The organism is Paenibacillus sp. FSL H8-0315 (genome assembly GCF_038005365.1).
Taxonomy (GTDB): Bacteria; Bacillota; Bacilli; order Paenibacillales; family Paenibacillaceae; genus Paenibacillus_AQ; species Paenibacillus_AQ odorifer.
In genome coordinates this window covers 4,724,947-4,737,205 of sequence record NZ_JBBOTA010000001.1, presented here as the reverse complement: position 1 = coordinate 4,737,205, position 12,259 = coordinate 4,724,947, and the positions used below count along the sequence as shown (strand labels likewise).

Sequence of the window (12,259 nt, the reverse complement as noted above, 5' to 3'; positions counted from 1 at the left end):
AGCGTGATTTCATAGAAAGGTGGAGCGACCGTGCAAAATTGGAAACAAAAATATACCTCCTTTAAACAAAAGCCTGCACGTAACGAGTCCTCTGCCCAGGACAATCGTCCAGTAAAGCCATTGGATTCCAGCCTGAAGAGCAATATAAGCTTCATTCGACAAGTCTTTGGAGAAGACAGCGACCTTATTGTCCGTAACTTCAAGGTATACGGTAGATATGATGCGGCTATTATCTTTTTTTCTTCTGTGGTGGACCAGAATCAAATTCAGAACTATGTTTTAAAGCCATTAATGAATGTTTCCTCCGACCACTCAGAAATTCCAAAAGATCTAAAGGATTTACCTGATTACATCTGGAGTATGACGGTACAAGTCACACAAGGTAACCGCACTAAGGACCTAAATACTCTAGTCTCCGTCTTGTTGGATGGAAATGTAGTTCTAATCATAGATGGAATGGATCAGGCACTTTACTTCAATCTGCGTAAAATTGAGCATCGTAGCATTGAGCAACCTCAAACTGAACAAGTTATACGCGGTTCGCGTGATGGGTTTATAGAGAATTTAGAATCCAACATCTCTTTGCTTCGCTATCGACTACAAACGCCGGATTTTCGTGTAGTAACTGCCCCTCTTGGCGTACGGACGCGCTCAAAAGTAGCTGTTTGTTATATCGAAGGAATAGCCGATCCAGGGCTAGTTCAAAAGGTGATGAAGAGATTATCAGCAATAAATGTAGACGGCATCCTTGATGCGGGGTATATCGAGCAATTTATAGAGGATCATCCCCTTTCCCCGTTTCCACAGGTTCAGCCAACCGAACGTCCGGATAAATCTATAGCCTCTTTATTAGAAGGACGAGTCATCATCCTTGTAGATGGCTCACCTTTCTGCCTCATCGTCCCGGCACTTTTCAATCAATTCTTTCAGACGATGGATGACTATACGGAACGTTTTATCGTAGGAAGTCTCCTAAGAATGATCCGCCTGATCGCATTATTATTTTCCCTTTTCTTCCCTGCCTTATATGTATCCATTATCTCTTTCAATCCTGAGCTACTGCCGACAGAGTTCGCCGTAGCAATAACAGGTGCAAGAGCTGGCGTACCCTTTCCAGCCGTATTGGAAGTTCTGATTATGGAAGTCTTCATGGAGGTGCTGCGCGAAGCAACCATTCGCCTACCGCAAATGATTGGCGGGGCTCTTTCTATTGTAGGTGTGCTTGTCATTGGTCAGGCAGCCGTAGCAGCAGGTCTGGCGAGTCCAACTACCGTAGTTGTTGTCGCTATAACGACCATAGGGTCTTTTGCCACACCCGCTTACAATGCCGCAATCTCTTCAAGAATGCTTAGATTTCCATTGATCATATTGGCAGGCTGCTTTGGCCTGTACGGAGTAATGCTGGGCACTATTGTTATTATCAACCATTTGTTATTCCTGGAATCTTTTGGCGTTCCCTACATGACACCCTTTGTCCCTACGATATGGAAGGACCTTAAGGATAGTATCGTTCGGGTACCTTTATGGTGGATGCGAAGCCGCCCAAGCTTTCTTAATACACCTGATCCTGATCTTCTTGCGAAGGATATTCCGAAAATGCATACCGATCTGATTTTTAAGGAGAAAAGTGAAGCTGATGAATAGTAACCGCCCCATAACAACGATCCAAGTCATGGCTGTAATCGTCAGTACGATTATAGGAATAGGAATCTTAAGTATTCCTCGTTATATGGCTGAAGCCGGAGACAGTGGTGCACCGCTCGTGACTGCTTCTGGTGTACCTGTTGCTTTTTTGGGTTGCTGGTTTACAGCAGCTGTCTGCCGAAAATTCCCGAACGAAACGTTGTTCGTATTCAGCCGCCGCCTTCTCGGAACTGGGCTCGCGGATATTTTCTCCATTTTTATTTCTTTGTTTTTTGCTTTTTCTGCCGGGATCACCATGCGCCAATTCGGAGAAGTATGTGTTGCGGTTGTCTTTAAAAAGACACCCATCGAAGCAGTAATTCTCTTAATGCTCCTACTGGTTGCCTTATCAATCCGAAGAAATATTGTGAAATTCACTTATGTTCATGTTTTCTATTTACCTTTTATTCTATTATCTGTTATAGCAATTGCCTTGGTAGCTATGAAAAATGTTGACGTTCTAAACTTGCTACCCCTCACCGGAAATCACACCACCTTTTCAAGCTTTTCCAAAGGAACGATTACGTCCGCTGGCCTTTATCAGGGCACATTTGTCATCATCCTGCTGGTTCCTTTAATGAAAAAACCTCAACAGATCCTTAAAGCAGGCACTGTTGCGCTTTGTATCATTGGATTCATTTATGTAATGATCGTTTGGGTCACTTTAGGCATGTTTGGAGCTCAAGAAACCAAATTACTTTCCTATCCAACCTTAGAAGCAGCTCGCTCCATATCCATCGGCGCAGGACTTTTAGAACGGTTTGATGCTCTTTTTATAATAATTTGGGTGGTTTCTATATTCACTTCCATCTTTACGAACTACTACTTAGCTGCATACTCTCTGCAACAAGTGCTGCGGCACAAGGATCACCGCCTAATATCCAGCTTCTTACTTCCACTTATCATCACTTTTTCACTTTTGCCGAGAAATATATTTCAGGTCTATTCATTTGCTAGCATTACAGCGATAATCGGTTTGATTTTTTTGACCTTCTATCCTCTTTTATTATGGTTAGTCTCTCTAATCCGAAATAAAGGAGCCATTTCTCATGAATAAAAAAATTTACAAGCGTGTAGTTCTTATATTTATTCTCTCACTCATGTCTGGCTTACTCTCAGGGTGCTGGGACCAGCTTGAAATAGAAGACCGTGCATTGGTACTAGGGTTATCCATTGATTCCGTCCCTCCAGACAGCAAAATAAATGATGATCAAACCACTCATCTTAAAAGCGCAAATATTAACCTTCCCAAAATCCGTGTGACCGCCCAAATTGCGGTTCCGGGAAGAGTTCCACTCGGACCAGGCAGCGGGGGTGAAGGCGGAGGCGTGAATCAAAATCCAGTATGGGTCGTAGAAGTGTACGGGTACACCTTAGATGACGCCATGAACAATTTACAGCAGCAAATTTCTGATCCACGTTATCTAATTCATTTACGAGTGATTATTATTAGTGAGGACATCGCAAAAAAAAGCATGAATGACTTAAATGATTATTTGCGGCGAAATCCAGAAGTTCGTCGCCGGACCTGGCTGCTAGTATCCGAAGGGGAGGCTGCTAAATTTATGAATATTAATCCTCCGCTCCAGCGAGTGCCGACCCTTTACATCCTCTCCACCATGGAAAAAGCAGTAACATCAGGAAAATTCCCCGCTGATTATATAGGTGTATTCTGGTCAGCAGAATCCAAATGGGGCGAAAGTGGTTATCTGCCTTACGTCTCATTACATCAGGAAGACAATATCATGATTAAAGGCCTAGCTTACTTTAGTGGTGGAGTGATGGTCGGATCGACGATTCCGATTGAGATTGGCGCATATATGTCCATGAAGGGCATTAATCCCGGGGGATACTCCGATCTTTTTTATGCTGATGAATTCGGTCCGGTGATGCTCAAGGTCAACGACCGGTTCACGAGGGTGAAGGTTCATTTCAAAGAGGGCAAACCTCACATCACTTATAACCTCACTTTAGAGGCGGCTCTAGATGAGCATTTACGTAGTGATATCCCTATCGATTCCAGCCGTTCTTTAGAAAAGATTGAAGATATTTTTCAAAAGAGAGTGATCGGTATTTTCAACCACCTTATCGAAGAAACTCAACAAGCGCATTCCGATGTCTTTGGCATGGGTGAATATATTCGTGCATATGCTCCCTCCTACTGGAAAGCCAATATTCGTGACAAACATGACTGGGAGCAGCAGTATTCCAATCTCAGTGTTGAAGTTAAGTTGAAAACTCACATCGACAGAGTAGGTCTTAAACAAAATTAAATGACGTTTATGGGAGGCTCTACTATGCTCTATCACCAGCTAACCTACGTAATTGTTGCGCTGCTGATCTCCAGTGTTCTGTTGCTTACTGTGGATACTAAAATATATGCAGTCAATGCCATGCACCGGGAAAAGAAATATGCCCGCATATTAGGCTGGGTATATCTCGGTTTATTCCTGCTTCTTGGATTAGCCCAGCTGTTCTATCTATGAGCATTTACAAACCAAACCAGCAAGCCTGCCCTCTCCATAGTATTTCTTCACAGCCCATGGTATATTGAGGAGTACAATATTAAAGGACGGAGAATGCATCCATGAACTCAAGAAGAAATCCTAAAGAAACAGCCAAAAGAGGTACTCGTTCTCACAGCAAGCCTACTGGCAAGCTTAACCATAAAACTAAAACAACCGCAGCACCCAAGTCTTTTACTGTAAACGAACCTTCTGAACTGTTGCCCTTCTTACTCACCCACGTCACGGGTCGCGGACGAAATGCGGTTAAATCCATCCTATCGCGTGGACAAGTGTCGGTGAATGATAAGGTAGTTACACAGCATAATTTCCAACTGCATCCGGGTCAAAACGTTACTATTGATCAAGAGAAGCCTGTACAAACAGCAGAGATGATCGGACTTAAAATCGTTCATGAGGATGATGACCTGATTATTGTTCAAAAGGATGCTGGACTGCTATCTATCGCCACTGCGGAAGAAAATGAATTGACGGCTTACCGCCAGCTTATGGAGCATGTCCGTGTTAGCAATCCAAAAAATCGGATTTTTGTCGTACACCGTTTGGACAGAGATACTTCAGGCGTAATGATGTTTGCCAAAAGCGAACGGATTCAGCAGGCATTACAAACTACGTGGAAAGATACTGTGAAGGAACGTTCTTACGTAGCGCTCGTCGAAGGCGCGGTTAAAAGACCTGAAGGCAAGATAAGCTCTTGGCTCAAAGAAACCTCAACCCTTAAAATGTATTCCAGTCCTCATGAAGGCGATGGACTACATGCAATTACACATTATAAGCTTATTCAGGCTAACCGCCATTTTTCCTTGCTAGAGGTTAAGCTCGAAACCGGACGAAAAAATCAGATTCGGGTGCATATGGCAGATATCGGCCACCCTATCGCAGGTGACAAGAAATATGGGGCAGAGACCAAAACGGTAGGAAGACTTGGTCTACATGCTCGAGTGCTCTCTTTTATTCATCCAACCACTGGAGAACTGATGACCTTTGAGAGCCCGATTCCGAAGACGTTCCTGAAATATACTGCGCCTGCGCCTACAAACTAAGAATTGAACGTATACCCACGACTGACGAGCCTTCCCCCTTATGGGAAGCTGTAACTTCTACACAAGATGCCCGGTCCATTTGGTCCTGGGCGTCTTTTTTTAACTTCCTATCACATCATGTTACAATATAAATAAACAAAGAAGGTGCCCTTATTGTTCCATCCTACTGTTTTCGATAATATTAAGATCGCCTTTGAGAACCAGATTTATGACTACGATAATTTAGACGGAATACTGGTGGTTACGGATCGCTCCGACCTTCTGAATATGGCGCTGATGTCCAGAGAGTTCAGTCTCTCCTTCCAATTAACTGCAGGCAGGAAAGTAACCGCCGAAATCCTGCTCACTTCGACCACGAAAGATCTCAGCGATGAAATCATGGAGGTTCCTAATACGGATCCCGGCTGTAATCTTTCACTTCGTTTTTATATGGAAGTCGAAGATATTCCTAGCGAATGTCAGGCGATAGACAGTATTCTAAAAGCGATCTGGGGACCTGATTTCCAGCCTGTGCAATCTTTAAGCTTCATATATGGCCAGGAAAGTGAAACTTACAATAACTGCATCGAGCTGCAATTCAAAAGACAACTTACAGAAGAACAAATGGAGGACATTCCAAACCTGCTAAGCCACCTGCTGCAAAGTGCAGAAGAACTGGAATCCTTCACGGTATAATTCCTACTTTTTAACGTTCGAACTATGGGAAAAGAGGTGTGCATGAAATGAAATTCCTGCCTGCTGCCAAAAGTAAACGTTGGTTTCTCTGGATGACCGTTTATGCCATTCTGCTATGGCTTCTTTTCCCTCTGCACCGATTTGTGATGCTGGCCCAAGAAATGGATACCACACTCTTACTGCGCTTTGCTCTTTTTTCCGTAGTAGTGGCAGGCATCGTCAACACTTTAGGCTGGCTCGGAGCACGTCTGCTCTGGGTATTTAGTACGGCGGGAATAATCATAGGCGCGGCATTTATGCTGGGCTACACCTACAAAGAGATGTCCGGTTGGGAGGATCTCGCAGGCTTCCTCGCATTTTCCTTATTTTCATGTGCCGGATTTGCACTGGGTTTATTAGCGGAAGGTATTCGTCTGCTGTATACGCGAGCATCGAAGTCTTGAATGGAAGAGGTGAAACGCTGTTGTCCAATTCTTTTCTAACCAAAAATGCATTGTCCCATTCTTTAAAAGAACTAATGGAGCATACACCGCTCAATAAAATTACTGTTAAACAACTAGTGGACCATTGCGGACTAAACAGACAAACCTTCTATTATCATTTTCAGGATATATTTGATTTGCTAGGTTGGATCTATAAGACTGAGGCTGTCGAAAGCCTCGCCCAGTATCGCAGCTACAGCACTTGGACGGACGGTTTTTATAGAATCTTCTGCTACATTGAGCGGAATAAATCCTTTTGCTGTAACACGCTAAATTCACTAGGCAGAAATCACCTGGATGCATATCTGTACGAGGTGACAAACGATCTCATCATGGGGGTTATAAACGAGCTGTCCTCCGGGATGGAGGTTTGCGAAGAAGACAAGCACTTTATAGCCAACTTCTATACGCTAGCCTTCACAGGCCTAATCATTCAGTGGATGAGAGAAGGCATGAAGGAACAGCCGCATCATATGATTGAGAAGCTAAGTGATCTAATTGAAGGGAATTTTCTGAAAGCTTTACACAAATATGAGAACCATCCGTTGTAACCTTTGGTTGCAGCGGTTTTTTTTGTCTAAAAACTAGACAGATCACCCATAATGACAAAAATCCAGACACTCTAAAGAGTTTGATTATACCTTCAAAATAGGAGTTGGTTTACATTAAGAGTGTGATTATTTAAACAACTACTTGGAGGCGACCATTGTGAAAAAAGAGTACGGTAATAGACAGGTTTATTTTGTCGGTGGCGGAATTGCATCTCTAGCGGGCGCTGCTTACCTGGTCAGAGACTGTGATTTTCCGGGACAAAACATTCACATTATTGAAGAGATGAAGATTCTTGGTGGTAGCAATGACGGCGCAGGTGACGCTGAACATGGTTACGTTGTCCGCGGCGGCCGTATGCTCAACGATGAAGCTTATGAGAATCTCTGGGAACTATTAACAACGATTCCTTCTGTCGACCGTCCGGGGTTGTCTGTGCGGGATGAAATTATTGCTTTTGATACCGCTAATCCAACACACTCAAACGCCAGACTTGTAAATAAAGACGGCAAAGTAGAAGATGTATTGTCCATGGGTTTTGATATGGCTGATCGTCTCGCTATGGGCAAGCTGATTATTACACCAGAAGATAAAATGGGTAAAGCGCGTATCAACGACTGGTTCGCCCCTCACTTTTTCACAACAAACTTCTGGTATATGTGGGCTACTACTTTTGCATTCCAACCTTGGCACAGCGCTGTAGAGTTTAAACGATATATGCTGCGTTTCTTCCATGAATTCCCAAGAATTCAAACACTGGAAGGTGTAACTCGCACTCCTTATAACCAATATGACTCCATCATTCTGCCTTTGCACAAATATCTTGAACCATTCGGTGTCGATTTCACACTGAAATGTACAGTTACTGATCTGCAGTTCAAAAAAGGTGACGGAATTACCGTAACCCAAATGAATGTAGTGCGCGAAGGTGTCAAAGATGTGATTGATGTAAAAGAAGATGATCTCGTGATTATCACAAACGGTTCTATGACCGAAGGCTCCAGCCTTGGTTCTATGACTTCTGCTCCACGCCTTAACGGCAAGGGAAGCTCGTGGAAATTATGGGAAAACATCGCTTCCAAGAAACCAAGTCTTGGCAATCCTTCTTCGTTCGATGATCATGTAGACGGTTCGAAATGGGAGTCCTTTACTGTAACTTTCCATGACTCCAAATTCTTCGATCTGATGGAAAATTTCACACGTAACCGTGCCGGCACAGGCGCTTTGGTCACATTCAAGGATTCGAGCTGGTTTATGTCCGTTGTACTGGCCTACCAACCGCATTTCCGCAATCAACCTGAGCATGTTAAAGTGTTCTGGGGTTACGGACTGTATCCAGACAAAGTTGGGGATTTCGTGAAAAAGAGAATGTGTGATTGTACCGGCGAAGAAATCATGCAAGAATTGATCGGTCATCTTCACTTTGAAGAACATAAGGACGAGATCATGGCTACCGCCAACTGTATTCCTTGCATGATGCCTTATATCACTTCACAGTTCATGCCTAGACTCAATAGTGACAGACCAAAAGTTGTCCCTGAGGGTTCCACGAACCTGGCCTTTATTGGACAATTCTGTGAAATTCCAGATGACGTTGTATTCACTGAAGAATACTCCGTGAGAGCAGCGAGAATTGCGGTATATACTCTACTTGGTATCGAACGGCCTATCGAACCAATCAACCAATATCAATATGATGTACGTACACTATTCTCAAGCTTTGTTACATCTTTCAGATAAAACAACAATCAGCAGCGAGCGCTTCCGGATATCGGGAGCGCTTGTTTTTGAGTGTGGGAAGCAACAAAAGAACAGTTTTATCGAAACAAAAAAGAGCTGAGGGCTCCCTCAGCTCTTTTGTTTTACTCGAATCTAAACTTTAAATATTGCAAGATCCATCTGCGCAGCCATCATCGGTAGATACTTCAGAATTCCCCTTACCAACCACTTGTAACGTTGGTCCTGCTTGTTCCTCCGCCCACACAGTATCCAGTACCTCTGTAAATACAGGACCTGGTTGTGCACCAGATAAAGCATATTTATTGTTGAATACAAAGAAAGGTACACCGGTAATATTAAGACGGCTTCCTTCTTCAATATCGCCATTAACCTCATTCGCAAAAGCATCCGTTTCCAGCATTGCCGCAGCTTCCGCTTGATCCAGACCTACTTCAGCAGCGAGTGAAGCCAGTACACTGCGATCTCCAAGATTTAATGAATCCGTAAAGTAGGCGCGCAGCAGACGTTCGGACATTTCTGCGCCTTTTCCCTTTGTGCTTGCAAAATGACTCAGTCGGTGACTGTCAAAAGTGTTGGTATGCTTCACTGTATCAAAATTAAATTCCAAACCCACATCTTTAGCTTGCTCCGCTAGTTGTGCGTTCATTGCTTTTGCTTTTTCGACGGTCATCCCGTATTTGGTAGCCAACAGCTCATGAATACTCTTGTCTGTACTTACCTCTGCATGTGGATCCAATTGAAAGCTACGGAATACTACCTCCACTTGATCACGGTTCGGGAATTGGCTGAGCGCATTCTCCAAACGTCTTTTGCCAATATAACAAAAAGGACATGCATAATCGGACCAGATATCTATTCTCACGAAAAAACCTCCTAATATTATTGATAATTTGTAACTGTTATATAAGAGTAATAACTAAATATACGTCGCTTACTATTATATAGTTAAAAACTCAAAATTACAAACTTAACTTTTATTAAAATAACATTTATAGACGTGAATGTTAAAGCAAAAAGTAAACGAAAGTGGTATATACGCTCCCCTTCAGGGCAGATAGAATGAAGTTAACACCAGAAATTCCGAAGGGAGATCCCCATATGCATGATGTATCTATAGTGATACCTACCCGTAACCGTATAAACGACCTTACAGTGTGCATAGAATCTATAAGCAAGCAGACACAGCTAGAGAATGTCTCCATCGAGCTCTGGATTGTAGATGACGGTGAGATTCCTGTAGAAAGATTAACCTATTATCGTAACATACTGAACAAATTGCCACAGGCTGAGTTTCGATATCATCGTAAGACTAATCCGGGTCTCTGGCTCTCCCGTTATGAGTCACTTGGACTAGTAAATGCTGAAATTGTGCTTCATTTAGACGATGATGCAGAATTAGATGATTCCTTATATATTCGACGATTACTTGATACTTATGCAGCGGACGATTCAATTGTCGGTGTAGGCGGGGTTGCTAAAGGCATGCGCAGCAGCAAACCGGGCCGGCTGTTTGGCATGCTGACCGGACAAATGTCCGGATCCCCGGGCAGATTATCCCCAAGCATGTTTGCAGGCTCCCTATACCTCTGGGGAGAGAAAGAGCAGGTTTTTGAGACGGATTTTTTTCACGGCTGCAATATGTCATTCCGGCGCTCAGCATTACAAGATATGAAACCCTATCCCTGGATGACAAGTTACTCCATTGCCGAGGATATTTACTTGTCCCATTTGGCTAGCCGTTATGGCAAGCTTGTCATTAACCCCACTATGAAAATCATTCATCATGAGTCGCCGGGTTCTCGGGATAAGGCGGGCGTTGTTGCAAGAGCTACTGCCATCAATCATTATTATCTGCTCAACTTACGTAAAGCACCCCCTATGAATTATGCCGCTTTGATCTGGACGTTAACCTGTCTGACAGGCAAAGAAACTCTCAAACGAAATTTCAAAGCCGTTAGCGGTTATGCCAAGGGAATCCTTTTCGTAATGAATCCTCGTAAAAACAAATACCGTGAATACATGCTAGATTAGCTTAATAGTTACCTCTATATCCACAGCGTTGCTCCGAATCAGATTGCGGGGCTTTTTTTTCGTGCAGACGGAGTTGTACCTAAATATGCCATGAAATTAATTTCCATCAACTTCTGATCTAGGGTATGATAGTAATAATGTGTTTTAGAAACTAACTTTATGGATGGTGGAATATGTTCAAGAACAAAAAAACGACGTTGATCCTCGTTGTTATCCTCATCGTCGTCATAGCTGTCGGCGCTTGGCTAATTACTAAAAATAAGGATGACAAAGCGACGGAAACACCGGGTGGCGCAACAGCTTCAGGAAAAGGCGAAGCCAAGTCACTCTCGCAGACCTTTTATATCTATGACACGGTCGTGAATATCAAAGTGTTCGGAGAAAATGTAGCCCAAAAAAATATGGATGATATCCAGCAAATGCTGGAGCGAATGGATATGGAGCTTAGCCGTACAAAAGAAGGCGGCGAGGTTTACGCAGTCAATCAAGCAGCAGGAAAAGAAGCGGTTGTCGTTTCGGAAGAGACCTTAGATGTTGTAAAACAATCGGTGCAATATGCAAAAGAAATGGACGGGCTATTCGATCCCACGATTGGTCCGCTGATCGACCTCTGGAACATCGGTAGTGGCGGGGATAAAGTCCCTGATCCAGCAGCTATCGATGCAGCCAAGAGCCTAACCAATTACAGAGACGTTGAAATTGACGAAGCTGCTAAGACCGTGAAGCTACTGAAGGAAAATATGGTACTGGATCTTGGAGGTATCGGCAAAGGGTATGCTGCTGACCGTATCGCTGATTATTTAAAAGAGCAAGGCCTTAACAGTGCAATGATCAACCTCGGCGGCAGCAGTATTATTGCATTAGGTACGAAACCAAACGGAACGGATTGGAATATTGGTCTGCAAGACCCTGACCAAAGCCGCGGCACACAGCTAGGAACGATTAAAATCGCAGATGAGGTCATCGATGCTTCTGGTGTTTACGAACGTTATTTTATGCAAGACAATGTTCGTTACCACCATATTCTTGATCCTCGCACAGGTTACCCTTCTCAGAACGGTCTCAAAAGCTTGACCATTATGAGCCCTAATGCAACAGATGCGGACGCTTTGTCCACTGGGGTATTCTTGATGGGGATCGAAGAAGGCATGAAATATCTGGAGTCGTTACCTGAAGATGTAGAAGCTTTCTTTATTACCGATGACAACAAAATCTACGCCACACCAGGCATTAAAGAAAGAATGAATCTGACTGACCCTACGTACAGCTTCGCTGATTAGTAGAAAAGAGCTTGCCCCCATAAAGCCGTTGTTGGCTTTGGGAGGCAAGCTCTTTTGTTGTGGATAAAGGTTTTTTGGCATGGTTGAGGGATATTCATCGCCCAGCAGCCTGATAATCAGGGAATTCCTCCCTGAAAATCACCCGAATATGGCTATAACCGTGCTTATTTAGGTTTTATTAGGGAGGAAATCCCCAATAACCTCAATTTCGCGCTCTAACCGGTTAATTTCAGGGAGTTTTTCCCTAATTA

The 12,259-nt window shown here is 43.5% G+C and carries 12 protein-coding genes; 11 read left to right on the top strand and 1 reads right to left on the bottom strand.

Features of this window, described 5'->3' with window-relative positions; all coding sequences use genetic code 11:
- The first annotated feature begins 30 nt into the window (after positions 1-30).
- The 9 genes from MHB56_RS20655 to MHB56_RS20615 all read left to right on the top strand — a co-directional run bounded on the left by MHB56_RS20655 (position 31) and on the right by MHB56_RS20615 (position 8,697).
- Positions 31-1,644: a spore germination protein gene (locus MHB56_RS20655; RefSeq protein WP_139330130.1), complete on the top strand. Its 1,614-nt coding sequence runs from the start codon at positions 31-33 to the stop codon at positions 1,642-1,644.
- The gene (locus tag MHB56_RS20650) at positions 1,637-2,740 is read left to right on the top strand and encodes a GerAB/ArcD/ProY family transporter (RefSeq protein WP_076185704.1); all 1,104 of its coding nucleotides are present in this window, start codon (positions 1,637-1,639) and stop codon (positions 2,738-2,740) included. Before MHB56_RS20655 ends, MHB56_RS20650 begins: the two co-directional genes overlap by 8 nt.
- The gene (locus MHB56_RS20645; RefSeq protein ID WP_076193012.1) at positions 2,733-3,956 is read left to right on the top strand and encodes a Ger(x)C family spore germination protein; all 1,224 of its coding nucleotides are present in this window, start codon (positions 2,733-2,735) and stop codon (positions 3,954-3,956) included. Before MHB56_RS20650 ends, MHB56_RS20645 begins: the two co-directional genes overlap by 8 nt.
- Positions 3,957-3,980: 24 nt before the next feature.
- Positions 3,981-4,169 carry a CLC_0170 family protein gene (locus MHB56_RS20640; protein WP_076219379.1) on the top strand — a complete coding sequence of 63 codons (189 nt, stop codon included), beginning with the start codon at positions 3,981-3,983 and terminating at the stop codon, positions 4,167-4,169.
- A gap of 101 nt (positions 4,170-4,270) precedes the next feature.
- Positions 4,271-5,251 carry an RluA family pseudouridine synthase gene (locus MHB56_RS20635; protein ID WP_341143943.1) on the top strand — a complete coding sequence of 327 codons (981 nt, stop codon included), beginning with the start codon at positions 4,271-4,273 and terminating at the stop codon, positions 5,249-5,251.
- A gap of 153 nt (positions 5,252-5,404) precedes the next feature.
- Positions 5,405-5,926, top strand: a complete 522-nt coding sequence (locus tag MHB56_RS20630) for a hypothetical protein (RefSeq protein WP_076193016.1) — start codon at positions 5,405-5,407, stop codon at positions 5,924-5,926.
- Between the two features lie 47 nt (positions 5,927-5,973).
- The gene (locus tag MHB56_RS20625) at positions 5,974-6,369 is read left to right on the top strand and encodes a hypothetical protein (protein ID WP_076185711.1); all 396 of its coding nucleotides are present in this window, start codon (positions 5,974-5,976) and stop codon (positions 6,367-6,369) included.
- A gap of 20 nt (positions 6,370-6,389) precedes the next feature.
- Positions 6,390-6,959, top strand: coding sequence for a TetR/AcrR family transcriptional regulator (locus tag MHB56_RS20620; protein ID WP_036681438.1), 570 nt, complete (start codon positions 6,390-6,392; stop codon positions 6,957-6,959).
- Positions 6,960-7,116: 157 nt separating this feature from the next.
- The gene (locus tag MHB56_RS20615; RefSeq protein WP_076128088.1) at positions 7,117-8,697 is read left to right on the top strand and encodes an oleate hydratase; all 1,581 of its coding nucleotides are present in this window, start codon (positions 7,117-7,119) and stop codon (positions 8,695-8,697) included.
- 139 nt (positions 8,698-8,836) lie between these two features.
- Here the strand turns inward: MHB56_RS20615 and MHB56_RS20610 are convergent, their stop codons facing one another.
- Positions 8,837-9,559 (bottom strand): DsbA family oxidoreductase, encoded by a 723-nt coding sequence (locus MHB56_RS20610; RefSeq protein WP_076142179.1) that lies wholly within the window; start codon positions 9,557-9,559, stop codon positions 8,837-8,839.
- A 236-nt stretch (positions 9,560-9,795) separates the two neighbouring features.
- On the opposite strand from MHB56_RS20610, the gene MHB56_RS20605 reads away from it, so the two are divergent.
- Positions 9,796-10,728 (top strand): glycosyltransferase family 2 protein, encoded by a 933-nt coding sequence (locus MHB56_RS20605; RefSeq protein WP_341143942.1) that lies wholly within the window; start codon positions 9,796-9,798, stop codon positions 10,726-10,728.
- A gap of 173 nt (positions 10,729-10,901) precedes the next feature.
- Positions 10,902-12,008, top strand: a complete 1,107-nt coding sequence (locus tag MHB56_RS20600; RefSeq protein WP_076128094.1) for an FAD:protein FMN transferase — start codon at positions 10,902-10,904, stop codon at positions 12,006-12,008.
- Positions 12,009-12,259: the final 251 nt, after the last annotated feature.